The sequence below is a fragment of the Buttiauxella gaviniae ATCC 51604 genome (assembly GCF_001654835.1).
Lineage (GTDB): Bacteria > Pseudomonadota > Gammaproteobacteria > Enterobacterales > Enterobacteriaceae > Buttiauxella > Buttiauxella gaviniae.
Window position 1 is genome coordinate 1 of sequence record NZ_LXEP01000022.1, and the last position, 24,781, is coordinate 24,781.

At 49.6% G+C, this 24,781-nt stretch carries 21 protein-coding genes and 1 tRNA gene; 16 read left to right on the forward strand and 6 right to left on the reverse strand.

The features are described from left to right. Positions 1–50: 50 nt before the first annotated feature. Positions 51–126 (forward strand) — tRNA-Trp (locus M977_RS11620). A 79-nt stretch (positions 127–205) separates the two neighbouring features. On the opposite strand, the gene hdfR is transcribed toward M977_RS11620, so the two are convergent. Continuing rightward, entirely contained in the window at positions 206–1,060 is an 855-nt protein-coding gene (gene hdfR / locus M977_RS11625) for an HTH-type transcriptional regulator HdfR (RefSeq protein ID WP_413499678.1), read from the reverse strand. An 89-nt stretch (positions 1,061–1,149) separates the two neighbouring features. On the opposite strand from hdfR, the gene M977_RS11630 reads away from it, so the two are divergent. After that, the gene (locus M977_RS11630) at positions 1,150–1,488 is read left to right on the forward strand and encodes a MaoP family protein (protein ID WP_064515136.1); all 339 of its coding nucleotides are present in this window, start codon (positions 1,150–1,152) and stop codon (positions 1,486–1,488) included. A gap of 26 nt (positions 1,489–1,514) precedes the next feature. On the opposite strand, the gene M977_RS11635 is transcribed toward M977_RS11630, so the two are convergent. Then, entirely contained in the window at positions 1,515–3,035 is a 1,521-nt protein-coding gene (locus tag M977_RS11635) for a YifB family Mg chelatase-like AAA ATPase (protein WP_064515138.1), read from the reverse strand. Positions 3,036–3,390: 355 nt separating this feature from the next. On the opposite strand from M977_RS11635, the gene ilvL reads away from it, so the two are divergent. The 6 genes from ilvL to ilvA all read left to right on the forward strand — a co-directional run bounded on the left by ilvL (position 3,391) and on the right by ilvA (position 9,940). Then, on the forward strand, positions 3,391–3,489 hold the full coding sequence (gene ilvL, locus M977_RS24400) for an ilv operon leader peptide (protein ID WP_072279198.1): 99 nt from the start codon (positions 3,391–3,393) through the stop codon (positions 3,487–3,489). 139 nt (positions 3,490–3,628) lie between these two features. Next, complete coding sequence (gene ilvG / locus M977_RS11640; protein WP_064515140.1) at positions 3,629–5,275, forward strand: acetolactate synthase 2 catalytic subunit; 1,647 nt, start codon at positions 3,629–3,631, stop codon at positions 5,273–5,275. Then, positions 5,272–5,529 (forward strand): acetolactate synthase 2 small subunit, encoded by a 258-nt coding sequence (ilvM, locus tag M977_RS11645; protein WP_064515142.1) that lies wholly within the window; start codon positions 5,272–5,274, stop codon positions 5,527–5,529. Before ilvG ends, ilvM begins: the two co-directional genes overlap by 4 nt. 19 nt (positions 5,530–5,548) lie before the next feature. Further along, positions 5,549–6,481, forward strand: a complete 933-nt coding sequence (locus M977_RS11650; protein WP_064515144.1) for a branched-chain amino acid transaminase — start codon at positions 5,549–5,551, stop codon at positions 6,479–6,481. Between the two features lie 61 nt (positions 6,482–6,542). Continuing rightward, entirely contained in the window at positions 6,543–8,393 is a 1,851-nt protein-coding gene (ilvD, locus tag M977_RS11655; RefSeq protein WP_064515146.1) for a dihydroxy-acid dehydratase, read from the forward strand. A 2-nt stretch (positions 8,394–8,395) separates the two neighbouring features. Continuing rightward, a complete protein-coding gene (gene ilvA, locus M977_RS11660; protein ID WP_157092069.1) occupies positions 8,396–9,940 on the forward strand; it encodes a threonine ammonia-lyase, biosynthetic in 1,545 nt (514 codons plus the stop codon). On the opposite strand, the gene ilvY is transcribed toward ilvA, so the two are convergent. Further along, positions 9,937–10,830 carry an HTH-type transcriptional activator IlvY gene (ilvY, locus tag M977_RS11665; RefSeq protein WP_064515260.1) on the reverse strand — a complete coding sequence of 298 codons (894 nt, stop codon included), beginning with the start codon at positions 10,828–10,830 and terminating at the stop codon, positions 9,937–9,939. The genes ilvA and ilvY overlap by 4 nt on opposite strands. Positions 10,831–10,996: 166 nt before the next feature. Here ilvY and ilvC point away from each other — a divergent pair, with 166 nt between their 5' ends. Beyond that, on the forward strand, positions 10,997–12,472 hold the full coding sequence (ilvC, locus tag M977_RS11670; RefSeq protein ID WP_064515149.1) for a ketol-acid reductoisomerase: 1,476 nt from the start codon (positions 10,997–10,999) through the stop codon (positions 12,470–12,472). 170 nt (positions 12,473–12,642) lie between these two features. Here the strand turns inward: ilvC and ppiC are convergent, their stop codons facing one another. Continuing rightward, complete coding sequence (ppiC, locus tag M977_RS11675; RefSeq protein ID WP_064515151.1) at positions 12,643–12,924, reverse strand: peptidylprolyl isomerase PpiC; 282 nt, start codon at positions 12,922–12,924, stop codon at positions 12,643–12,645. A 120-nt stretch (positions 12,925–13,044) separates the two neighbouring features. On the opposite strand from ppiC, the gene rep reads away from it, so the two are divergent. After that, the gene (rep, locus tag M977_RS11680) at positions 13,045–15,066 is read left to right on the forward strand and encodes a DNA helicase Rep (protein WP_064515153.1); all 2,022 of its coding nucleotides are present in this window, start codon (positions 13,045–13,047) and stop codon (positions 15,064–15,066) included. A 1-nt stretch (position 15,067) separates the two neighbouring features. On the opposite strand, the gene gppA is transcribed toward rep, so the two are convergent. Continuing rightward, the gene (gppA, locus tag M977_RS11685) at positions 15,068–16,552 is read right to left on the reverse strand and encodes a guanosine-5'-triphosphate,3'-diphosphate diphosphatase (RefSeq protein ID WP_064515155.1); all 1,485 of its coding nucleotides are present in this window, start codon (positions 16,550–16,552) and stop codon (positions 15,068–15,070) included. A 6-nt stretch (positions 16,553–16,558) separates the two neighbouring features. After that, positions 16,559–17,830, reverse strand: coding sequence for an ATP-dependent RNA helicase RhlB (rhlB, locus tag M977_RS11690; RefSeq protein ID WP_034461719.1), 1,272 nt, complete (start codon positions 17,828–17,830; stop codon positions 16,559–16,561). Positions 17,831–17,948: 118 nt separating this feature from the next. Between rhlB and trxA the strand changes: the two genes are divergently transcribed. From trxA to wecC, 6 genes are all read left to right on the forward strand, one after another. Then, complete coding sequence (trxA, locus tag M977_RS11695; protein WP_034461718.1) at positions 17,949–18,278, forward strand: thioredoxin TrxA; 330 nt, start codon at positions 17,949–17,951, stop codon at positions 18,276–18,278. 358 nt (positions 18,279–18,636) lie between these two features. Further along, positions 18,637–19,896: a transcription termination factor Rho gene (rho, locus tag M977_RS11700; protein ID WP_064515157.1), complete on the forward strand. Its 1,260-nt coding sequence runs from the start codon at positions 18,637–18,639 to the stop codon at positions 19,894–19,896. Positions 19,897–20,148: 252 nt separating this feature from the next. Next, the gene (gene wecA / locus M977_RS11705) at positions 20,149–21,240 is read left to right on the forward strand and encodes a UDP-N-acetylglucosamine--undecaprenyl-phosphate N-acetylglucosaminephosphotransferase (RefSeq protein ID WP_064515159.1); all 1,092 of its coding nucleotides are present in this window, start codon (positions 20,149–20,151) and stop codon (positions 21,238–21,240) included. Between the two features lie 23 nt (positions 21,241–21,263). Next, positions 21,264–22,313: an ECA polysaccharide chain length modulation protein gene (wzzE, locus tag M977_RS11710; RefSeq protein WP_064515161.1), complete on the forward strand. Its 1,050-nt coding sequence runs from the start codon at positions 21,264–21,266 to the stop codon at positions 22,311–22,313. Positions 22,314–22,375: 62 nt separating this feature from the next. Next, entirely contained in the window at positions 22,376–23,509 is a 1,134-nt protein-coding gene (gene wecB / locus M977_RS11715) for a non-hydrolyzing UDP-N-acetylglucosamine 2-epimerase (protein ID WP_064515164.1), read from the forward strand. Continuing rightward, positions 23,506–24,768 carry a UDP-N-acetyl-D-mannosamine dehydrogenase gene (gene wecC / locus M977_RS11720; protein WP_064515166.1) on the forward strand — a complete coding sequence of 421 codons (1,263 nt, stop codon included), beginning with the start codon at positions 23,506–23,508 and terminating at the stop codon, positions 24,766–24,768. Before wecB ends, wecC begins: the two co-directional genes overlap by 4 nt. The last annotated feature ends 13 nt before the right edge of the window (positions 24,769–24,781 follow it).

Genomic DNA, 24,781 nt, shown 5'->3' on the forward strand with positions numbered 1-24,781 from the left:
TAAAAAAATTATGCCTGCTTAATCAGCGGGCTTAATAATAAGCGTTATTTAGGGGCGTAGCTCAGTTGGTAGAGCACCGGTCTCCAAAACCGGGTGTCGCGAGTTCGAGTCTCTCCGCCCCTGCCATATAATGATCCTTTGCTTCGGCAAAGGATTTTTTTTGCCTAAAATTCCTCAAATTATCCCTCAAATCTATAAAAGCGCATTACTGCGCCATAAGTGGTGTCTTTAATAACTCTTTGATTATGTTTTGTTTATCGCTATTTTGTAGCCAGATTGCATACAAAGGGCGCGAAAGTATATTTGTATCGGGTACCTGGTAAATTCCTTCGCATTCTTTGGCCCATTCGATGGGTAAAAATGAACAACCATTGAGCGGTGCCAACAATTTATAGGCTATTTGTGCTGAGCTAGTCGTTAGAACTGGAATGCTATCATTGTTGATAAGGCCCGCTTCATGCTGTTGAAAATCAGGACCCCACTCCAGACGTAAATACGTTAACCCTGTTTTTGAGCTTTGTTGTGAAGAAGAAAATAGTGCCAGGTTAAAATGCCCTAATAACTGGCATGAAAATTCGTCCATCTTTGGCGATTCTGTCGTGATCAGCAGATCAAGCTGACGTTCATGCAATTGTTTAACTAGCGACTGGCGTTGGGAAATACGGGCTTCAAATTGAAGACCTTTGTGCTGTTGATACAGTGCAACAAGCCATTCAGAAAGCATGCATTCCCAAAGTGAGGAACTAGCACCAATCGTTAGCTCATTGTGCTGAGATGTGTTGGAAACTTCTTTTTTGGCAGCGAGCCAGGTATTCATGAGGTTTTCTGCATAAGGCAACAAACGCTCACCTGCTGTCGTCAGGCGAATATTATTACGATGACGAGTAAAAAGATTCACGCCGAGTTGATTCTCTAATTGACGAATTCTGAAGCTAACTGCTGATTGCGTTAGATAAAGAGCCTCTGCAGCCCGCCCAAAATGCCGCGTTCGGCTCACTTCAAGAAACGTTTTTAATAATTCAGTATCCACAACTCTCTCCCAAAAAAAATTTGTCGTTATGATTTAAATGTTTTGTTTGACGCTCTGTCAAGCGTAACTAATACTCCGCGCCATAAATAGCTCGACCAAGAGAATTAGGAGCGTGCAGGATGGCGGAAAGCTTTACGACGACTAATCGGTTTTTCGATAATAAACATTATCCGCGCGGGTTCGCTCGCCATGGTGATTTCACCATCAAAGAAGCCCAGTTATTAGAGCGCCATGGTTATGCGTTCAATGAGCTGGATCTTGGCAAGCGTGAGCCTGGTACTGAAGAGGAAGTTCTGTTTGTAGCTGTATGCCGTGGTCAACGTGAGCCGGTGACAGATGCAGAACGTGTGTGGAGCAAGTATATGACGCGAATTAAGCGTCCTAAACGTTTCCATACCCTCTCCGGTGGCAAGCCGCAGGCGGATGCGGTTGAAGACTATACCGACAGTGATGATTAATAAAAATGGGGCGAAAGCCCCATTTTTTATCCTGTTAACTGTTGTAGGTGAATGAGTAATCGGTCAATCGCCCGATAGCTCAATGCTTCTAGAAGATGTTCCCTCTGTATCTGTTTGTGTTCCTGAATATCTGCAATTGTTCGTGCAACTTTTAATAATCGATGCCATGCACGCACCGACAACCCCAACTTCGCCAATGTCTCTTCAAGCCACATGGCATCATTGTGCTCAATGGCACAATGTTTTCTGATTTCATGATTATCCAGTCTCGAATTTAACTTTTGCTGTCTATCATACTGTCGCTGTTGTGTAGCGATGACTCTTGCTCTTACGTCTGCGCTACTTTCGCTGCTTACACCGGGATTACTTAGCATTCCCGGTGGCGGAAGTGGGATCTCTGTGGATAAATCAAATCTATCAAGAAAAGGCCCTGAAAGGCGGCTAAGGTAGCGCAGCGTTTGTTCGGGTGTGCAGCGATTATGCTTACCTTGATAGTGACCTGTTGGACTTGGGTTCATAGCTGCCAGAAGTTGAAAATTGGCAGGGTAGCTAATTTTTGCACGGGTACGGGAAATATGAATTACCCCTGATTCTATAGGCTCGCGTAATGCGTCAAGCACACGGCGTTCAAATTCCGGGAGTTCATCGAGAAATAACACACCGTTATGTGCCAGAGAAATTTCACCGGGTCTTGGAATTGAACCTCCACCAACCATTGCACTCAGTGAAGCGCTATGATGAGGCGCTCTGAATGGGCGCTGGCGCCACTGTTGCTGTAAAGAATGTGGATTGACCAGGCTTAGAATGGCTGCACTCTCCAGTGCTTCACCGTCGCTTAAAGGGGGGAGTAAAGTATTCAGGCGGCTGACCAGCATGGTTTTACCCGTTCCTGGAGGGCCAATGAGTAATAGGTTATGCCCACCAGCCGCGGTGATCTCTAGCGCTCGCTTCCCCTGAGACTGACCAAAAATTTCATTAAGGTCTTGCCGATATTCAATGTGTTGCTGCTGTCGTTTTTCTGGAGCTGATAATTCGGCTCTGCCTTCAAGGAATGCGCAGACTTCAGTGAGGTGGTTTGCAATAAGGCAGCCAGCTTGTGTTATCAAACTAAGTTCAGCGGAGTTTTCATCTGCAACGATTATTTTCTTCCCTGATTTTAAAGCCTCCATAGCAGATGAAATTGCGCCAGGGACGCCTCGTAAAGCCCCAGTAAGCGCGAGTTCACCAACGAACTCATATTCACTTAACTTATCAATAGAGAGCTGCTCAGACGCTGCCAGCAATGCGAGAGCAATAGGTAGGTCATACCTGCCGCCTTCCTTAGGAAGATCTGCCGGCGCGAGATTTATCGTGATTTTCCGGGCCGGGAAAGTATAGCCACTGTTGATGATGGCACTTCGTACTCTGTCCCGAGCTTCACGGACAGTGGTTTCTGGTAAACCCACAAGGGTTAAACCTGGTAACCCTTGGCTGATATGAACCTCTACGGTGACCAATGGGGCTGCAATGCCTAATGCTGCCCTTGTATTAACAACTGCCAGTGACATCGCTCTTTCCTCTTGGGTGAACTTTTATCCTGTCAGCTTGCTAATAGTGCATAAAGAGGTGAAATAATGTTCTTCGTAATGCCTTCCAGACTTTCGGGTGAGATTTCTTTTTTGAAAATAATTCTGCGATGAGCTTCGCAAAAGATTTATTTCTGGAAGATTTTTTGGCAATAGAGATAAGAAATCGCACTATATGAAATATTTTCACTATCTCGTTATTTGCTGAAAACAAATAGTTTTTCTGCCAGCCAATTTTTTCAGCCTCTGTTTCAATATAAAAAATTCTTGTGCTTTTAACTGACTCTGTGATAACTCTGTAGGTATTACTTCGAACAAGTAGACAGAATAAACAAACATGAAAGCCCTTCTACGAGTGATTAGCCTGGTCGTGATTAGCGTGGTGGTGATTATTATCCCACCGTGCGGGGCTGCACTTGGAGAAAGAAAGGCTTAAAAATCAAGCCTGAATCGAAAAGAACCCCCGCACCGAAAGGTCCGGGGGTTTTTTGTTGGGCAAAGAAACTCGGAGAGAAACAGATGATGCGTTACAGAATAAAATGCTGTTTCTCCGATAATGCGACGGGGAACTAACTATGAATGGTGCACAGTGGGTGGTACATGCGTTGCGAGCGCAGGGTGTAGAGACAGTTTTCGGCTATCCGGGCGGCGCAATCATGCCAGTCTACGATGCATTGTATGACGGTGGGGTCGAACATTTGCTCTGCCGCCATGAGCAAGGCGCAGCAATGGCAGCCATTGGTTATGCTCGTTCTACAGGAAAAACAGGCGTTTGCATCGCGACTTCCGGGCCGGGCGCAACCAACTTGATAACAGGCCTTGCCGATGCGCTGTTAGATTCCGTTCCCGTTGTTGCCATCACAGGCCAGGTAGCCGCTCCGCTGATTGGCACTGACGCATTTCAGGAAGTGGATGTTTTAGGTTTGTCCCTCGCATGTACCAAGCACAGTTTCCTTGTTGAATCATTCGATGATTTACCTCGCGTCCTTGCAGAAGCCTTTGAAATTGCAAACTCTGGCCGTCCGGGTCCCGTGTTGGTGGATATCCCTAAGGATATTCAATTAGCACAAGGCGATCTGGAGCCGTGGTTATCGACTGTTGAAGATGATTTTGAAATGCCGCACGCCGAGCTGCAACAGGCACGCGAAATGATAGCGAATGCCCGCAAACCGATGTTGTATGTCGGTGGCGGAGTGGGCATGGCTCAGGCGGTTCCGGCATTGCGTGAGTTTATCGCTGTCACCAATATGCCTTCTACTGTCACGCTGAAAGGCTTGGGCGCGGTTCCGGCAGAAAACCCGTTTTATACCGGCATGTTGGGAATGCACGGCACAAAAGCGGCTAACCTTGCGGTGCAAGAGTGCGACTTGCTGATTGCCGTTGGCGCACGTTTTGACGACCGTGTTACCGGCAAGCTGAATACCTTTGCCCCCCACGCGAAAGTGATTCATATGGATATCGACCCGGCAGAGCTGGGTAAATTGCGTCAGGCCCATGTTGGGTTGCAGGGGGATTTAGCCCAATTATTACAGGCGCTGCAACAACCGCTGGATATCGTTGAATGGCAGCAAGAAGTTGCCACTTTACGGGCAGCAAACCCATGGCGCTATGATCATCCCGGTGAAGCCATTTTTGCCCCGTTATTGCTGAAACAAATCTCTGACCGTAAGCCGCAGGAATGTGTTGTGACTACCGATGTCGGCCAGCACCAGATGTGGACAGCCCAGCATATGTCATTTACCCGCCCGGAAAATTTTATCACTTCCAGTGGCCTGGGAACGATGGGCTTTGGTCTGCCCGCAGCTGTAGGCGCACAGGTAGCCCGGCCGAACGATACGGTTATCTGTATCTCGGGTGACGGCTCATTCATGATGAACGTTCAGGAGTTGGGCACCGTAAAACGAAAACAGCTACCGCTCAAAATCGTTTTACTGGATAACCAACGTTTAGGAATGGTACGCCAGTGGCAGCAGATGTTTTTCTCAGAACGTTATAGCGAAACCAACCTCTCCGATAACCCTGATTTCCTCATGCTGGCCAGTGCCTTCGGTATCCCAGGCCAACACATCACTCGTAAAGACCAGGTAGAAGCCGCCATCGACACGATGCTCAATAGCGATGGCCCATACATGCTTCACGTCTCGATAGATGAGTACGAAAACGTCTGGCCGTTGGTGCCACCAGGTGCCAGTAACTCACAAATGCTGGAGAAATTATCATGATGCAACATCAGCTCGCAGTAACGGCCCGTTTTCGTCCAGAAACGCTGGAGCGCGTGTTACGCGTCGTGCGCCATCGTGGTTTTCAGGTGTGTTCTATGAACATGGTCACGGTGGGGAACACTGACGATATTAATATTGAATTGACCGTTGCCAGCCTGCGCCCAGTCGAATTACTGTTTAGTCAATTAAGCAAACTGGTTGACGTTGGTCGCGTCGAAATCCAGCAACAAACAACACAACAAATCCGCGCCTGAGCGCAGAAGGAAGAGAACAATGACGACGAAGAAAGCTGATTACATCTGGTTCAATGGAGAGATGACGCCGTGGGGCGAAGCAAAGGTCCATGTAATGTCCCATGCGCTGCATTACGGCACATCGGTCTTTGAAGGTATCCGTTGCTATGAATCTCACATTGGTCCAGTGGTGTTCCGCCATCGTGAACACATGCAGCGTTTGCGTGATTCAGCAAAAATCTATCGTTTCCCTGTATCACAAAGTGTTGATGAGCTGATGGAAGCTTGCCGTTCTGTTATCCGTAAAAATAACCTGACCAGCGCATATATCCGCCCGCTGGTGTTTGTGGGTGACGTCGGTATGGGCGTTAACCCGCCAGACGGTTACACCACTGATGTGATCATCGCAGCCTTCCCATGGGGTGCATACCTCGGCGCAGAAGCGCTGGATCAAGGGATCGACGCAATGGTTTCCTCATGGAACCGTGTGGCACCAAACACCATTCCAACAGCAGCGAAAGCTGGTGGTAACTACCTTTCTTCCTTGCTGGTTGGCAGCGAAGCGCGCCGCCACGGTTATCAGGAAGGTATCGCGCTGGATGTGAACGGTTACTTGTCAGAAGGTGCGGGCGAAAACCTCTTTGAAGTGAAAGATGGCATTCTGTTTACCCCTCCGTTCACCTCTTCCGCGCTGCCGGGCATTACCCGTGATGCCATTATCACTCTGGCTAAAGACCTGGGTATCGAAGTGCGTGAGCAAGTGTTGTCTCGCGAATCACTCTACCTGGCGGACGAAGTATTTATGTCGGGTACCGCCGCTGAAATTACGCCAGTCCGTAGCGTAGACCGCATTCAGGTAGGTGAAGGTCGTTGTGGCCCGATCACCAAACGCATTCAACAGGCATTCTTTGGCCTGTTCACTGGCGAAACCGAAGACAAATGGGGCTGGTTAGATCAGGTCAACCCTAAGTAAAAAAATAACCAGGTGGATGGTGATGACCGTCCCCTCGACAGACAGACTGGAGTAAATAAGCATGCCTAAGTACCGTTCAGCCACTACCACCCATGGCCGTAATATGGCGGGTGCCCGCGCATTGTGGCGCGCAACCGGGATGACCGATGATGATTTCGGCAAGCCAATTATTGCGGTAGTTAACTCCTTTACGCAGTTCGTGCCAGGCCACGTTCACCTGCGCGATTTGGGTAAACTGGTTGCCGAACAAATCGAAGCATCTGGCGGTGTGGCGAAAGAGTTCAACACCATCGCGGTGGATGATGGTATCGCCATGGGCCACGGTGGCATGCTTTATTCTCTGCCGTCACGTGAGCTTATCGCTGACTCCGTTGAATACATGGTGAACGCGCACTGCGCCGACGCGATGGTTTGTATCTCCAACTGCGACAAAATCACCCCAGGGATGTTGATGGCCTCTTTGCGCCTGAACATTCCGGTTATTTTTGTTTCCGGCGGCCCGATGGAAGCCGGGAAAACTAAACTCTCTGACCAAATCATCAAGCTTGACCTGGTTGATGCGATGATTCAGGGCGCTGACCCGAAAGTGAGTGACGAACAAAGCGAGCAGGTAGAACGCTCTGCATGCCCAACCTGCGGCTCTTGCTCCGGTATGTTCACCGCGAACTCCATGAACTGTCTGACCGAAGCGCTGGGCTTATCCCAGCCGGGTAACGGTTCTCTGCTGGCAACGCACTCAGATCGCAAAGAGCTGTTCCTGAATGCCGGTAAACGCATCGTCGCCTTGACCAAACGTTATTACGAGCAGGATGACGAAAGTGCTCTGCCACGTAGCATCGCCAGCAAAGAAGCGTTTGAGAACGCCATGACGCTGGATGTTGCGATGGGCGGTTCAACAAACACAGTTCTGCACTTACTCGCTGCAGCTCAGGAAGCAGAACTTGATTTCACCATGACTGATATCGACCAGCTTTCCCGTAAAGTCCCGCAGTTGTGCAAAGTTGCGCCGAGCACCCAGAAATACCACATGGAAGATGTGCACCGCGCGGGTGGCGTCATCGGTATTTTGGGCGAGCTGGATCGAGGTGGCTTGCTGCATCGTAATGTGAAAAACGTGCTCGGGCTGACGCTGACACAAACGCTGGAACAGTACGATGTCATGCTGACCAAAGACGAAAGCGTGAAAAGCATGTTCTCCGCAGGCCCGGCCGGTATTCGTACCACGAAAGCATTCTCACAATCTTGCCGCTGGGATTCTCTGGATGTTGATCGTCAAAACGGTTGTATCCGCTCGAAGGAACATGCATACAGCCAGGAAGGTGGTTTGGCTGTGCTGTACGGTAACTTCGCCGAAAACGGCTGTATCGTGAAAACGGCTGGTGTAGACGATGAAAGCCTGGTATTCCGCGGGCCTGCAAAAGTTTACGAAAGCCAGGATGATGCGGTTGAAGCAATCCTTGGTGGCAAAGTGGTAGCGGGCGATGTCGTTGTTATTCGTTACGAAGGGCCAAAAGGCGGGCCGGGCATGCAAGAAATGCTTTACCCAACAACCTTCCTGAAATCTATGGGTCTGGGCAAAGCGTGTGCCCTGGTTACCGATGGGCGCTTCTCCGGTGGTACTTCCGGTCTTTCTATCGGCCACGTTTCTCCGGAAGCAGCAAGCGGTGGCAATATCGCGCTGATTGAAGATGGCGACATGATTGCGATTGATATCCCGAACCGTGGGATCCAACTGCAACTGAGCGATCAGGAAATGGCCGCTCGTCGTGAAGCGCAAGAAGCTCGCGGTGACAAAGCTTGGACGCCACGTGCGCGTGAACGCCAGGTTTCCTTCGCTCTGCGCGCTTACGCAATGCTTGCCACCAGTGCCGATAAGGGCGCGGTGCGCGATAAAAGTAAGCTTGGAGGCTAATGATGGCCGAGTCACAACCGCTACCTGACGCCCCTTGTGGGGCGGAATATCTGAGAGCCGTTCTGCGTGCTCCGGTTTACGAAGTCGCGCAAGTTACCCCATTGCAGAAGATGGAAAAACTGTCGTCACGTCTGGATAACGTCATTCTGGTAAAACGTGAAGACCGCCAGCCAGTGCACAGTTTCAAACTGCGTGGCGCATACGCGATGATTGCCGGGCTGAACAGCGAACAAAAAGCCAGTGGTGTGATTACCGCTTCTGCGGGAAACCATGCTCAGGGTGTTGCGCTTTCCTCAACACGTTTAGGCATCAAGTCTCTGATTGTCATGCCCGTGACTACGGCGGATATCAAAGTGGATGCGGTCCGCGCGTTTGGTGGTGAAGTATTGCTGTACGGCGCGAACTTTGATGAGGCGAAAGGTCGTGCCATCGAGCTTTCGCAGCAACAGGGGTTTACCTACGTGCCTCCGTTCGACCACCCGGCAGTCATTGCCGGGCAGGGCACGCTGGCGCTGGAACTGCTGCAGCAAGATGCGCATATCGACCGCATTTTTGTTCCGGTCGGCGGCGGTGGTCTGGCAGCGGGTGTGGCGGTGCTTATCAAACAGCTGATGCCGCAAATCAAAGTGATCGCCGTTGAAGCGGAAGATTCTGCCTGTTTGAAAGCGGCACTCGATGCGGGCAAGCCGGTTGATTTGGCGCGCGTCGGTTTGTTTGCTGAAGGTGTTGCGGTTAAGCGTATCGGCGATGAAACATTTCGTTTGTGTCAGGAATATCTCGACGACATCATCACGGTTGATAGCGATGCTATCTGTGCTGCTATGAAAGATTTATTCGAAGATGTTCGCGCGGTCGCTGAACCGTCTGGCGCTCTGGCGCTTGCGGGGATGAAAAAATATATCCAGCAGCACCAGATTCGTGGTGAGCGCCTTGCACATGTTCTTTCTGGTGCGAACGTTAACTTCCACGGCCTGCGCTACGTTTCTGAGCGCTGCGAACTGGGCGAACAACGTGAAGCACTGCTGGCGGTCACCATTCCTGAGCAGCAAGGCAGCTTCCTGAAATTTTGCCAGGTACTCGGTGGGCGTTCGGTCACTGAGTTTAATTACCGTTATTCCAGCTCGGCGGAAGCCTGCATCTTCGTCGGTGTCCGTTTGACTCGTGGTTTGGAAGAACGCCGCGAAATCATCGAGCTACTTAACGAAGGTGGTTACGGTGTTGTCGATTTGTCTGATGACGAAATGGCGAAACTGCACGTGCGTTACATGGTGGGCGGGCGCCCGTCTAAACCACTGCGTGAGCGGCTTTATAGCTTCGAATTTCCGGAGTCACCGGGCGCTTTGCTGAAATTCCTGCAAACGCTCGGCACGCACTGGAATATTTCGTTGTTCCATTATCGCAGCCACGGCACGGATTATGGTCGCGTACTGGCGGCGTTCGAGCTGGGCGACAATGAGCCGGATTTTGAAACCCGACTCAATGAGCTGGGCTACGATTGCCACGATGAAACCAGTAATCCGGCGTTCCGCTTCTTCCTTGCGGGTTAGTGGTTGCCGGGCAGTAATTTCCAGAACGCATGTACAAGCGGCTCATTGAGCCGCTTTTTTTGTACGCAAACGCCCAGCTCAAACGGCTCGGCTTCATCGTTTCGTTCCAGCACCTGTACGCGGTTACGAACGGGCTCCGGGCTATTTTCCAACACGATTTCAGGTATCAATGCTACGCCGCAGCCGAGTGCCACCATCGAAACCATCGCCTCATGGCCTGCAACCGTTGCATAAATAAACGGGTTACTGATTTTTTGACGGCGGAACCACAACTCGATACGGCGGCGCACTGTCCCCTGATCCGGCAGAATAAATGGCACTTTTGCCCAGTCCGGGTCTGGTTGATTCACCTGCGCACGAACTGGGCAGGGCAGTGCTGGTGCGATCAGTGCAACCGATAAATGGTCCAGAATCGAGAATGCGACGCCTGGTGGCAATGTTTCCGGCTTACCGGCAATGGCAAGATCGGCTTCGTCAGAATCTACTTTCTCTACCGCATCGGCGGCATCGCCTGTGGTCAGTTTGATCTCCACATTTGGATGTTCAGCACGGAATCTATCGAGAATGGGTGGTAAATGACTATATGCGGCGGTGACGGAGCAAAAAAGATGTAGCTCGCCGGAAAGCGATGGCCCTTCCTGGCCGATGGTGTGGCGCATTTGCTGATACTGCAAAAGCGTGTGCTGGGCGAACTGTTTAAGTTGCTCTCCGGCCTCGGTCAGCGTCACGGTGCGGTTATCGCGTAAAAACAAGGGTTGACCTAAATCCTCTTCGAGGCGCTGGATCTGGCGCGAAAGCGTCGACGGGCTGACGTGCATCGCGCGTGCGCTCCTGCCGAAATGGCGACTTTCAGCAAGGTGGATAAATATTTTCAGGTCGCGTAAATCCATGGTCATCAGCCCTTGTTCCTACGTTGCATAAATTGCAACGTCACGTTGTTAATATATCAATTTAAGCAACACATTTCCTGTCATATAGTGAGTTCATTATCGCAAGCAAGACACGGCTGGCGAACCTTATAAAAGCACAACACAACGACTACGGAGTACCACCACGATGGCTAATTATTTCAACACTTTGAACCTGCGTCAGCAGTTGGCGCAACTGGGTAAATGTCGTTTCATGGCGCGTGCAGAATTCGCCGATGAAGCAAGCTACCTCAAAGGCAAAAAAGTCGTCATCGTCGGTTGTGGCGCACAAGGCCTGAACCAGGGCCTGAACATGCGCGACTCTGGTCTGGATGTTGCTTATGCTCTGCGTGCTGAAGCTATTGCTGAAAAACGCGCTTCATGGCGTAAAGCGACAGAAAATGGTTTTAAAGTTGGCACTTACGAAGAACTGATCCCACAAGCGGATCTGGTTGTTAACCTGACGCCAGACAAACAGCACTCTGCGGTTGTTAAGGCTGTTCAGCCGATGATGAAAGACGGTGCAGCATTGGGTTACTCCCACGGTTTCAACGTGGTTGAAGTTGGCGAGCAAATCCGTAAGGACATCACCGTGGTGATGGTTGCGCCAAAATGCCCGGGTACTGAAGTTCGTGAAGAATACAAACGTGGTTTCGGTGTACCGACTTTGATTGCGGTTCACCCGGAAAACGATCCAAAAGGCGAAGGCATGGCCATCGCTAAAGCCTGGGCTGCGGCAACTGGCGGCCACCGTGCGGGCGTTCTGGAGTCTTCCTTCGTGGCAGAAGTTAAATCTGACCTGATGGGCGAACAAACTATTCTGTGTGGCATGCTGCAGGCCGGTTCTCTGCTGTGCTTCGACAAGCTGGTGGAAGAAGGCACTGACCCTACATATGCAGAAAAACTGATTCAGTTCGGCTGGGAAACCATCACCGAAGCGCTGAAACAAGGCGGCATCACGCTGATGATGGACCGTTTGTCCAACCCGGCGAAAGTCCGTGCTTATGCGTTGTCTGAACAACTGAAAACCATCATGGCTCCATTGTTCCAGAAACACATGGACGACATCATCTCCGGCGAATTCTCTTCCGGCATGATGGCTGACTGGGCAAATGACGATAAGAACCTGCTGACCTGGCGTGAAGAGACCGGCAAAACTGCCTTCGAAACCGCGGCGCAGTTTGACGGTAAGATTTCTGAGCAGGAATACTTCGATAAAGGCGTTCTGATGATCGCAATGGTGAAAGCGGGCGTTGAGCTGGCGTTCGAAACCATGGTTGATGCGGGCATCATCGAAGAATCAGCTTACTACGAATCTCTGCACGAACTGCCGCTGATTGCGAACACCATCGCTCGTAAGCGCTTGTACGAAATGAACGTGGTTATCTCTGACACGGCTGAATATGGCAACTACCTGTTCTCTTACGCAGCAGTGCCATTGCTCAAAGAGTTCATGACCACTCTGCAGGCAGGCGATCTGGGTAAAGAAATCCCAGCCGGTGCGGTTGATAACGCGCAACTTCGTGATGTTAACGAAGCGATTCGTAACCACGAAATCGAAACCGTTGGCAAGAAACTGCGTGGCTACATGAAAGATATGAAGCGTATTGCTGTAGCTGGTTAATACCCCGTCGTCTTTCGATTCGCCGCTGTGTTGGCGGCGCTCGTACACCTCAGTCACATACTTGTCTATGCTCCCGGGGCATTACTCACTTGCCGCCTTGCTGCAAATCGAAATCCATAGGGGTATAGCATTGATACAGGCCCGGTAAGCTTAACGCTACCGGGCTTTTTTTAGTTGCGGTATAACACTTTGATGATGTGGTATCCGAACTGCGTGTGCAGCGGGCCATATGGCTCCAGCAGCGGGCAGGAAAACACCACTTTATCGAACGCCGGAACCATCTGGCCCTGACGGAATTCACCTAAGTGACCACCTTTTTTACCTGATGGGCAGGTGGAATGCTTTTTAGCCAGTTTCTCAAAGTCGCCGCCAGCTTGAAGCTGCGCCAAAATTTCCTGAGCCAGTTTTTCTTCCTTAACAAGGATATGCAATGCTGCCGCGGTTTTTGCCATGATAGTGCCTTGAGTGAAATTGATTACGCTCGCTATACTACCACGCTGTTTTTCCCCTTCGTACCTCCAGTTACTGCGGGGATACCTTCGTTTTTATCCTGACTTCATTGAGTGACCTTTATGCGTTTAAACCCTGGCCAACAACAAGCCGTCGAATTTGTCACAGGACCTTGCCTGGTCCTGGCGGGCGCTGGTTCCGGCAAAACGCGTGTTATCACCAATAAAATGGCGTATCTGATCCGCGAATGCGGTTATCAGGCTCGCCATATAGCCGCCGTGACCTTTACCAACAAAGCGGCGCGTGAGATGAAAGAACGTGTGGCGCAAACGCTTGGGCGCAAAGAATCACGCGGTCTGTTGATCTCAACGTTCCACACGTTAGGGCTTGAGATAATCAAACGTGAGTTTGCCGCTCTCGGCATGAAGTCTAACTTTTCGTTGTTTGATGACACTGACCAGACAGCGTTGCTAAAAGAACTGACTGAAGGTTTGCTCGAAGACGATAAAACGTTATTGCAACAGTTGATCTCTACGATCTCGAACTGGAAAAACGATCTGATGACCCCGTCGCAGGCCGCGGCGCAGGCGAAAGGAGAACGCGACCGAATTTTTGCCCACTGTTATGAGCTTTACGATACGCATCTGAAATCGTGCAACGTACTGGATTTTGACGATCTGATTTTGCTGCCAACGCTGCTTTTACAGCGCAATGAAGAAGTGCGCGAGCGTTGGCAAAACCGCATCCGCTATTTGCTTGTGGATGAATACCAGGACACCAACACCAGCCAGTACGAACTGGTGAAGCTGCTGGTGGGCGCGCGAGCAAGGTTTACCGTAGTGGGCGATGACGATCAGTCGATTTACTCCTGGCGCGGCGCACGGCCACAAAACCTTGTTTTGCTAAGCAAGGATTTCCCGGCACTTCAGGTCATTAAGCTTGAGCAGAATTACCGTTCTTCCGGGCGCATTCTGAAAGCGGCAAACATTTTGATCGCCAATAACCCTCACGTGTTCGAAAAGCGGCTGTTTTCGGAGCTGGGTTACGGTACCGAATTAAAAGTGCTGACCGCGAACAGTGAAGATCATGAAGCTGAGCGCGTTACTGGCGAGCTCATTGCCCATCACTTCATCAATAAGACCAACTACAAAGATTACGCCATTCTCTATCGTGGGAATCACCAGTCGCGCGTGTTTGAAAAAATGCTGATGCAAAACCGCATTCCTTATCGTATTTCTGGTGGTGCGTCGTTCTTTTCACGTCCTGAAATCAAAGATTTACTGGCTTATCTGCGTGTGCTGACCAACCCAGATGATGACAGTGCATTTATGCGGATTGTGAATACACCGAAACGTGAAATTGGCCCGGTTACGATGCAAAAACTCGGTACCTGGGCAACGCAGCGTAATAAAGGTTTATTTGGCGCAAGTTTTGATATGGGTTTAAGCCAAACGCTAAATGGTCGTGGCCTGGAGTCGTTACAGCGTTTTACTCATTGGTTACGCGATGTAGCAACACTTGCTGAGCGCGAACCTATCGCAGCGGTACGTGATTTGATTCACGGCATCGACTACGAAAGCTGGTTGTATGAAACATCCCCCAGTCAGAAAGCTGCCGAAATGCGTATGAAGAACGTTAACCTGCTTTTTAGCTGGATGACGGAAATGCTGGAGGGTTCAGAAATTGATGAGCCGATGACGCTTACCCAAGTTGTCACCCGCTTTACGCTGCGCGATATGATGGAACGCGGCGAGAGTGATGAAGATACAGATCAGGTGCAATTGATGACCCTTCATGCCTCGAAAGGGTTGGAGTTCCCGTACGTATTTTTAGTCGGGATGGAAGAGGGTATTTTGCCGCATCAGAGCAGTATCGACGAAGATAATATCGATGAAGAGCGCCGCCTGGCTTACGTGGGGATTACTCGTGCGCAGAAAGAGCTAACCTTCACGCTTTGCAAAGAGCGACGTCAGTATGGTGAATTGATCCGCCCGGAACCGAGTCGTTTCTTGCTGGAATTGCCACAAGATGATTTGCAGTGGGAGACGGAACGCAAAGTAGTTTCTGCGGAAGAGCGGATGACAAAGGGGCAGAGTAATGTCGCCAACATCCGTGAAATGCTGGCAAAAGCGCGTAAAAGCTGAGTTATTTAATTATTAAATGCCAATGGACATAACTTTGCCACAGGCTTTCTTGTGCAAGCAGTTCAGCACCTAGAGGGTGGCATTCCAGCCACTTTTCTGGAAGCTCGAGATTTAAGGTTTCACCTTCAACGTTTAGCGCAATTTCCGGCAAGATATCGTCCCGACGGCGGCTGGCGAAGATAATAGCCAGGCGTAACAAGCGACAGAGATGTTCCGCAATACGAGGTGGTACGGCGTTTTGCTGGTGGAGAGAAGAGAGATCGACTGGGTTTGTCTGGTTCAACATTAGCGTTGCCAGCAGCTTTTTCTGCGCTGGCGTATATCCCGGAAGATCGAGGTTCTTCACCAGGTAGGCAGCATGTTGCGGCGCCTGTTTGAAATCGACACTCAGTCCAACTTCATGAAGTAACGCCGCGCTGCTGAGCATTTCTATGCTGAGAGGCGTTAGGCTCCATGCATCTCTTAACTGTGTGGTGAAGGCTAATGCTAATTGTTGAACGCGTTCTGCCTGGCCGGTATCCACCATAAAGCGACGCTGGATATTACGTACGGTACGGCTTCTGATCTCTTGATTAACAGTCAGATGCAGCATTCCGTAAACCAGTCCTTCACGCAAAGCTCCGCCAGCGAGCGTCATACAGTCAATTGATAACTCTTCGAATATCGCAATCAAAATGGCGAGGCCGCTAGGGAATACCAAGGCTCTTTCTAGCGTTAAACCTTCAATCTCTAATTCTTCAAGACGCCCGCATTGAATCGCGCGTTGCTTCAACTGCTGGAGTTTTGCAAGCGTAATGCGCTCATCCATTCCTTGCGCCATCATGATTTCTTGCAGTGCTTGCACGGTACCTGACGCACCGACACACACTTTCCAACCGTGATGTTTTAACCGGTCGCAAATCGGCCTGAGAACTTCTTTTGCAGCACTTTCGGCAGCATCGAAGTTTTCTTTGGCAAGATTTCGGTCACTAAAAAAACGCTCAAGCCAGGTCACACAACCCATTGATAAGCTAAAGAGTGCGGTGGTTTGCGCCCCCGAGCCGGTAACCAGTTCTGTACTAGCACCACCGATATCAACCACTAAGCGTTGATCGGCACCGCCTGTTGTATGGGCAACACCCTGATAAATCAGGCGTGCTTCTTCTTCACCATGGATAATTTGCACCGGACAGCCAAGGATTTTTTCAGCCTGCTGGATGAATTCGCTGGCATTGGTGGCAAGACGGAGTGTCGCGGTTGCGACAACACGAATTTGGTTTTGAGGAATATCTTGAAGACGTTCAGCGAATAAGCGCAGGCATTGCCACCCGCGCTCCATTGCTTCACGTGAAAGCGTATTATCGCTGCTTAAACCAGCAGCAAGGCGTACTTTTCGCTTAATCCTGGCAAGGGTTTGTATGCTCCCTGCCACCTCACGTACAACCAACATATGAAAGCTATTAGAGCCTAAATCTATTGCAGCATACAGCGAGGTGGAGCTGAGCATAAATTTTTAACCTGTGCGACGGCGATTACCACGAGGAGCGCCACCATTACGGCGAGGACCGTTACCCGGACGGGCGCGAGTCAGACGCTTCGGTGGAGGAAGTTCGCTTAACAGTGCTTCAGTTTTGTACTTGCTGACTGGAATTGAGTGACCAATGTAAGTCTCAATTGCAGACAGGTTCAACGCATAGTCTTCACACGCAAGACTAATGGAATGACCACTTTCGCCAGCACGACCGGTACGGCCAATACGGTGAACGTAATCTTCGCAGTCATCAGGAAGATCGTAGTTGAAAACGTGTGTCACTAACGGGATATGCAGACCGCGAGCGGCAACATCGGTTGCAACGAGAATATCCAGATCGCCACGGGTGAATTCTTCAAGGATGCGCAGACGTTTTTTCTGAGCAACATCGCCAGTTAACAGACCAACGCGGTGGCCGTCTGCTGCAAGGTGACCCCAGATATCTTCACAACGGTGTTTCGTGTTGGCAAAGATGATGGCGCGATCTGGCCACTCTTCTTCGATGAGAGTTTGCAGCAAACGCATTTTCTCTTCGTTAGAAGGGTAGAACAGCTCTTCCTGGATACGGTGACCGGTTTTTTGCTCCGGCTCGACTTCCACGTATTCCGCGTTGTTCATTTGCTCGAATGCCAGTTCACGCACACGGTAAGAGAGTGTGGCAGAGAACAGCATGTTCAGGCGTTGAGTAACTGGCGGCATACGGCGGAACAACCAGCGAATATCTTTAATAAAGCCCAGATCGTACATGCGATCGGCTTCATCCAGCACCACAACCTGAATTGCGCCTAAGTTAATGTGGTTTTGCTTGGCATAATCAATCAAACGACCAGTTGTGCCGATAAGAATATCAACACCGCTTTCCAGCACTTTAAGCTGTTTATCGTAGCCGTCGCCACCGTACGCCAGGCCGAGTTTAAGGCCGGTCGATTGTGCTAGTGGCTCTGCATCAGAGTGAATTTGGACTGCCAGTTCACGAGTCGGCGCCATAATTAAGGCACGCGGCTGGTTCACCTGGCGATTCTCTGGAACCGGGTGAGAGAGTAAATAATGGAACGTTGACGTTAAAAACGCCATCGTTTTGCCAGTACCGGTTTGCGCCTGCCCTGCAACGTCACGATTCGCCAGTGTCAGCGGTAGTGCCAGTGCCTGAATAGGGGTGCAGTTATGGAACCCTTTATTTTCAAGGGCTTCAATCACCTTAGGGTGCAGTGCGAAGTCGGAAAACTTCTGTTCGGTCAAATGTGTTTTGCTCATAGTGTGGTAGAATATCAGCTAACTATTGCTTTACGAAAGCGTATCCGGTGAAATAAAGTCAACCTTAAGTTGGTTAATGCTACACCAACAAGGTAGACATAATCCTGCGGAGTAGAACATGAGCGATAAAATTATTCACCTGACTGACGACAGTTTCGACACGGACGTGCTAAAAGCTGATGGGCTGATCCTGGTTGATTTCTGGGCAGAGTGGTGTGGTCCATGCAAGATGATCGCCCCGATTCTTGATGAAATCGCTGATGAATATCAGGGCAATCTGACCGTTGCTAAACTGAATATCGATCAGAACCCGGGCACTGCACCAAAATATGGTATCCGTGGTATCCCAACTCTGTTGCTGTTCAAGAACGGTGAAGTGGCTGCGACCAAAGTTGGCGCGCTGTCCAAAGGCCAGTTAAAAGAGTTCCTCGACGCTAATCTGGCATAATGGAATCTCAGCCGGTGCGTGCGTAGTTCGCAATTTTTTGTGAGCTGCTGGACGCCCGGCGTCAGTCATGCTAAGTTACTTTTACTGCATTTAGAACTTGTCTTGTAGTTTGAATCTTTGTAATACCCAATGCTTCCAGTTTCCCTTCACTAAGACGCTGTTTTACAGTGAACATACGGTCGCATAATCGATTTCGGGCGTATCACCCATTCCGTCGTGTCGTTTCAGTTCTGCGTTTTTCCTATGACCAGGCAGCGATAAGACATGTGGTGGTGGCCATTAAACAGGCATGGATGATCCTGCCATACCATTCACGATACATGTTCGAGATTTACCCCGAGTTTAAGAACCCACCATTATGAATCTTACCGAATTAAAGAATACGCCGGTTTCTGAGCTGATTACTCTCGGCGAAAATATGGGGCTGGAAAACCAAGCCCGTATGCGCAAGCAGGACATTATTTTCTCCATCCTGAAGCAACATGCTAAGAGTGGTGAAGATATCTTTGGTGACGGTGTACTGGAGATATTGCAGGACGGATTTGGTTTCCTCCGCTCTGCAGACAGCTCCTACCTCGCCGGTCCTGATGATATCTACGTTTCTCCCAGCCAAATCCGCCGTTTCAACCTCCGCACAGGGGATACCATCTCCGGTAAGATTCGCCCGCCGAAAGAAGGTGAGCGTTACTTTGCACTGCTGAAAGTTAACGAAGTCAACTATGACAAGCCGGAAAACGCGCGTAACAAAATCCTGTTTGAAAACTTAACCCCGCTGCATGCTAACTCTCGTTTACGCATGGAACGTGGTAACGGTTCTACCGAAGACTTAACTGCACGTGTACTGGATCTGGCATCGCCAATCGGTCGCGGTCAGCGTGGCCTGATTGTGGCTCCGCCGAAAGCCGGTAAAACTATGCTGCTGCAAAACATCGCGACCAGCATTGCTTACAACCACCCAGATTGTGTGTTGATGGTTCTGCTTATCGACGAACGTCCGGAAGAAGTGACTGAGATGCAACGTCTGGTTAAAGGTGAAGTTGTTGCTTCTACCTTTGATGAGCCAGCATCCCGCCACGTTCAGGTTGCCGAGATGGTTATCGAGAAGGCGAAGCGTCTGGTTGAGCATAAGAAGGACGTTATCATTCTTCTCGACTCCATCACTCGTCTGGCTCGTGCGTACAACACCGTTGTACCTGCATCAGGTAAAGTATTGACTGGTGGTGTGGATGCTAACGCACTGCATCGTCCAAAACGCTTCTTCGGTGCTGCACGTAACGTAGAAGAGGGTGGTAGTCTGACTATCATCGCTACAGCGTTGGTTGATACCGGTTCTAAAATGGATGAAGTGATCTACGAAGAATTTAAAGGTACCGGCAACATGGAACTGCATCTGGCGCGTAAAATCGCTGAGAAGCGTGTGTTCCCTGCTATTGACTACAATCGTTCAGGTACACGTAAAGAAGAGTTGCTTACTACCCAGGAAGAACTGCAGAAAATGTGGATCCTGCGTAAAATCATCCACCCAATGGGTGAGATTGATGCAATGGAATTCCTCATCAATAAGTTAGCGATGACGAAAACCAACGAAGACTTCTTCGATATGATGAAGCGCTCGTAAGTAACAAAAACTCGGGGAACGCCACGCTTAGACGTGGCGTTTTTCATTTCTGGTATATACGATATAGCTGTAATGATCACGGTTAAGCACTAACTGTGGCAAGGAATGCCATCATGTTATTTACAGCAATGCTTGAAAGGTGTTGTTCGAATAATAATCAGTCTGTTCAAGGATTAGATGTATATAACCATTGGACGGGGTAGACTTCAAAGAAGTTGTCCTTGACCTTTTATTTTGCAGAGAGCTTGCACTGTGAATTTAATCACCGCTGGAACTGACCTGGTTTGTATTTTTTTATTCACCACCATTTTTCTTTTTTTTGCTCGCAAAGCGGCGAAAAAAATCGGTCTGGTAGACAAACCCAATTTCCGTAAACGCCACCAAGGACTGATTCCTTTAGTCGGGGGTATCTCTGTCTACGCCGGGATCTGCTTTACTTTCCTTATCGCTAATTACTATATCCCACATGCATGGCTTTATTTGATGTGTGCTGGTGTGCTGGTGTTTGTCGGTGCACTGGATGACCGTTTTGATATCAGTGTAAAAATTAGGGCTTCGATTCAAGCTTTAATCGGTATTGTGATGATGGTGGTCGGAAAATTGTACCTGCTCAGTCTCGGGTATATTTTTGGCTCCTGGGAAATGGTTCTTGGCCCCTTTGGTTATTTCTTAACCTTGTTTGCAGTTTGGGCCGCAATAAATGCTTTCAACATGGTTGATGGTATTGACGGTCTACTGGGGGGACTTTCTTGCGTCTCCTTTGCGGCAATGGGGATTATCCTTTATTTCGATGGGCAATTGAGCCTGGCCATGTGGTGCTTCGCAATGATTGCCGCCATTCTGCCTTATATTCTTTTAAACCTTGGGATACTGGGTCGTCGCTATAAAGTTTTTATGGGTGATGCGGGGAGTACTCTTATTGGTTTTACCGTCATCTGGATCTTGCTTGAAACTACGCAGGGTCAAACCCATCCTATTAGCCCTGTCACCGCATTATGGATTATTGCCATTCCATTGATGGATATGATTGCCATCATGTATCGCCGGCTACGCAAAGGTATGAGCCCATTCTCCCCAGATCGCCAGCATATTCACCACTTGATTATGCGCGCCGGCTTTACTTCTCGACAGGCATTTGTGCTGATCACCGCAGCGGCAGCTCTTCTGGCGTCAATTGGTGTTGCGGCTGAATACATACACTCCATTCCAGAGTGGGTGATGTTGGCATTATTCTTGCTTGCATTTGTTCTCTATGATTACTGTATCAAACGAGCCTGGAAAGTTGCTCGTTTTATAAGACGTCATAAGCGTCGGCAACGTAGAAATACCAGCAGTATTTCTTAATTCTGAAAGTAGTCGGGGAAGTGATGAAACAAAACGTGCCAGGAAGTAATCCGGGAATGGTGGACAACGAGTTGGACATTCGTGGTTTATTCCGGACACTGTGGCAAGGAAAGCTGTGGATTGTTGGTCTGGCAGTGTTATTTGCAGCCATTGCATTCATCTACACCTTCTTTGCCAAGCAGGAGTGGAGTGCTAATGCGATAACTGATCGCCCGACAGTTAACATGATGGGTGGGTATTATTCGCAACAGCAATTCCTACGTAATCTTGATGCTAAAGCTAATATGGTTTCCGTCGATCAGCCTTCGGTGATGGATGAAGCCTATAAAGAGTTCATCATGCAATTATCTGCATATGATACTCGTCGTGACTTTTGGCTACAGACCGACTATTACAAACAGCGTCAGGTTGGCAACAGTAAAATTGATGCCGCATTGCTAGATGAACTAATTGATAATATTCAATTTTCAGCTGGCGATGCCACACGCAATATCAGCGATAGCGTGAAACTAATTGCAGAAACAGCTGCTGATGCGAATAACTTGCTGCGCCAGTACGTCGCTTTTGCCAGCCAGCGTGCTGCGAGTCATCTTAACGAAGAACTAACGGGCGCCTGGGCTGCTCGTACAATCCAGATGAAAGCGCAAGTTAAGCGTCAGGAAGCAGTGGCTCAGTCAATTTTTGACCGCAAAGTGCACAGTGTGGAACAAGCGCTGAAGATTGCGCAGCAGCAAAATATTGCAAAGAGTGAAACAGAAGTTCCCGCCGACGAGTTACCTGATTCTGAAATGTTCATGTTAGGACGCCCTATGCTGCAAGCTCGTCTTGAAAGCCTGCAAGCTGTCGGTCCTAGTTACAGCATCGACTACGACCAGAATCGAGCCATGCTGGCGACTTTGAACGTGGGGCCAACGCTTGACGCGCGTTTCCAGACATATCGCTATTTACGTACCCCTGAGGAACCTGTGAAGCGTGATAGTCCACGCCGGGCATTCTTGATGATTATGTGGGGTATGGTTGGGGCCCTGATTGGCGCGGGTGTGGCATTAGCCCGCCGTCCAAAATATTTGTAACGCCCTTACCCGGTGAAGGCTCGATGGACGGCCTTCACCTTTTTTAACAAAAGAGAATTGCTGTGAAAGTGTTAACTGTTTTTGGCACGCGCCCGGAAGCTATTAAAATGGCTCCTCTGGTTGATGCGTTGGCAAAAGACGCGTTTTTTGACGCAAGAGTATGCGTGACCGCGCAGCATCGCGAGATGTTGGATCAGGTGCTGAATTTATTTTCTATCGAGACGGATTATGATTTAAACATCATGAAACCGGGGCAGGGGCTTACGGAAATTACCTGCCGCATTCTCGAAGGATTGAAGCCTATACTTGAGTCATTCAAGCCTGATGTTGTTCTGGTTCATGGTGATACTACGACTACAGTTGCCACTAGTCTTGCCGCATTTTATCAGCGGATTCCTGTAGGACATGTTGAAGCAGGTTTGCGCACTGGTGATTTGTATTCTCCGTGGCCGGAAGAGGCAAACAGAACTCTGACCGGGCACTTGGCTCTGTATCACTTCGCCCCAACCGAGAATTCTCGACAAAACTTATTACGCGAAAATATCAGTGACAATAAGATATTCGTCACCGGTAACACTGTGATTGATGCGCTGATTTCTGTTCGCGATCGCGTACTTGCGGATGATGCTTTGCATAGCTCTCTGGCGCAGTGTTATCCGTTCCTGGATAGCAGCAAAAAGCTGATTTTGGTCACTGGCCACCGCCGTGAAAGTTTTGGTAATGGCTTTGAGCGGATTTGCCATGCACTGGCGCAGATTGCCAAAGAAAACAGTGATGTCCAGATTGTTTATCCTGTGCACCTGAACCCGAATGTCAGCGAACCTGTGACGCGCATTCTGGGGGATGTCAAAAATGTGGTGCTGATTGACCCGCAAGAATACTTACCGTTTGTCTATTTGATGAATCATGCATACCTGATTCTTACCGACTCTGGTGGCATCCAGGAAGAAGCACCATCACTGGGTAAACCCGTGCTGGTGATGCGTGATACGACAGAGCGCCCGGAAGCGGTTGATGCAGGCACCGTTCGTTTGGTCGGTACGGATACACAAGAAATTGTTCGCCAGGTTACGCGCTTGTTGAAAGACGAAGATGAATATCAAGTTATGAGTCGTGCTCATAATCCTTATGGTGATGGCAAGGCTTGTGAGCAAATTTTGGCTGCATTGAAGAAAAATCAGGTGACACAACAATGAGTTTTGCAACCATCTCTGTGATTGGTCTGGGTTATATCGGATTGCCAACCGCGGCAGCATTTGCGTCTAAACAGCAAAATGTCGTCGGTATTGATATCAACCAGCATGCGGTAGACACCATTAATCGTGGTGCAATTCACATTGTTGAGCCAGATCTGGATAAGGTGGTTAAAGCGGCGGTGGAAGGTGGGTTCTTGCGCGCTAGTACCCAACCAGTTGAAGCAGATGCTTATTTAATTGCAGTACCAACGCCCTTCAAAGGCGATCACCAACCTGACATGGTTTTTGTCAAAGCAGCGGCGGAATCCATCGCTCCGGTACTTAAGAAAGGTGCGCTGGTGATTCTGGAGTCCACCTCGCCAGTCGGTTCTACCGAGCAAATGGCGGGTTGGTTAGCAGAGCTTCGCCCTGACCTGACATTCCCACAGCAGGTTGGTGAAGCGGCAGATATTAATGTCGCCTACTGCCCGGAACGCGTACTGCCGGGTCAGGTGATGGTTGAGCTTATCAAAAACGATCGTGTTATTGGCGGTATGACGCCAGTTTGCTCTGCTCGTGCCAGCGAACTCTACAAAATCTTCCTTGAAGGCGAGTGCGTGGTGACGAATTCCCGCACTGCTGAAATGTGCAAGCTGACGGAAAATAGCTTCCGCGATGTGAATATTGCCTTCGCAAATGAGCTATCCCTGATTTGTGCCGATCAAGAGATCAACGTCTGGGAGTTGATTCGTCTGGCTAATCGCCATCCGCGAGTCAATATTTTGCAGCCAGGACCGGGCGTGGGTGGGCATTGTATCGCGGTAGATCCGTGGTTCATCGTTGCTCAAAACCCTGAACAGGCACAGCTGATTCGTACGGCGCGCGAAGTTAATGATGGTAAACCACACTGGGTAGTAAACCAGGTGAAAGCTGCTGTCGCTGATTGCCTTGCTGAAACCGGCAAGCGTGCCAGTGAAATTACCATTGCCTGCTTTGGCCTTGCGTTTAAACCGAATATTGATGACCTGCGTGAAAGCCCGGCTATGGAAATCGCTGAGCTCCTCAGCACCTGGCATAATGGTAAAACGCTGGCTGTTGAGCCAAACATTCACCAGTTGCCGAAAAAATTGGTCGGTAGTTGTGAATTAGCTTCTATTGAAGATGCTCTTCAACAGGCTGATGTGTTGGTGATGCTGGTTGATCACCATGCCTTCAAAGCCATTCCTGGTTCGCAAATTCAGCAAAGCTGGATTGTTGATACCAAAGGGGTCTGGCGCTAGGTTCTGCCCAAGG

Coding starts and splice junctions, on each gene's coding strand:
- M977_RS11635 (WP_064515138.1), bottom strand. CDS start 3,035: ATGTCACTGGCAGTTGTTAATACAAGGGCAGCATTAGGCATTGCAGCC.
- ilvM (WP_064515142.1), top strand. CDS start 5,272: ATGATGCAACATCAGCTCGCAGTAACGGCCCGTTTTCGTCCAGAAACG.
- ilvL (WP_072279198.1), top strand. CDS start 3,391: ATGAAAGCCCTTCTACGAGTGATTAGCCTGGTCGTGATTAGCGTGGTG.
- wzzE (WP_064515161.1), top strand. CDS start 21,264: ATGAAACAAAACGTGCCAGGAAGTAATCCGGGAATGGTGGACAACGAG.
- wecC (WP_064515166.1), top strand. CDS start 23,506: ATGAGTTTTGCAACCATCTCTGTGATTGGTCTGGGTTATATCGGATTG.
- ilvG (WP_064515140.1), top strand. CDS start 3,629: ATGAATGGTGCACAGTGGGTGGTACATGCGTTGCGAGCGCAGGGTGTA.
- ilvC (WP_064515149.1), top strand. CDS start 10,997: ATGGCTAATTATTTCAACACTTTGAACCTGCGTCAGCAGTTGGCGCAA.
- rhlB (WP_034461719.1), bottom strand. CDS start 17,830: ATGAGCAAAACACATTTGACCGAACAGAAGTTTTCCGACTTCGCACTG.
- rho (WP_064515157.1), top strand. CDS start 18,637: ATGAATCTTACCGAATTAAAGAATACGCCGGTTTCTGAGCTGATTACT.
- rep (WP_064515153.1), top strand. CDS start 13,045: ATGCGTTTAAACCCTGGCCAACAACAAGCCGTCGAATTTGTCACAGGA.
- M977_RS11630 (WP_064515136.1), top strand. CDS start 1,150: ATGGCGGAAAGCTTTACGACGACTAATCGGTTTTTCGATAATAAACAT.
- trxA (WP_034461718.1), top strand. CDS start 17,949: ATGAGCGATAAAATTATTCACCTGACTGACGACAGTTTCGACACGGAC.
- gppA (WP_064515155.1), bottom strand. CDS start 16,552: ATGCTCAGCTCCACCTCGCTGTATGCTGCAATAGATTTAGGCTCTAAT.
- ppiC (WP_064515151.1), bottom strand. CDS start 12,924: ATGGCAAAAACCGCGGCAGCATTGCATATCCTTGTTAAGGAAGAAAAA.
- M977_RS11650 (WP_064515144.1), top strand. CDS start 5,549: ATGACGACGAAGAAAGCTGATTACATCTGGTTCAATGGAGAGATGACG.
- ilvD (WP_064515146.1), top strand. CDS start 6,543: ATGCCTAAGTACCGTTCAGCCACTACCACCCATGGCCGTAATATGGCG.
- ilvY (WP_064515260.1), bottom strand. CDS start 10,830: ATGGATTTACGCGACCTGAAAATATTTATCCACCTTGCTGAAAGTCGC.
- ilvA (WP_157092069.1), top strand. CDS start 8,396: ATGGCCGAGTCACAACCGCTACCTGACGCCCCTTGTGGGGCGGAATAT.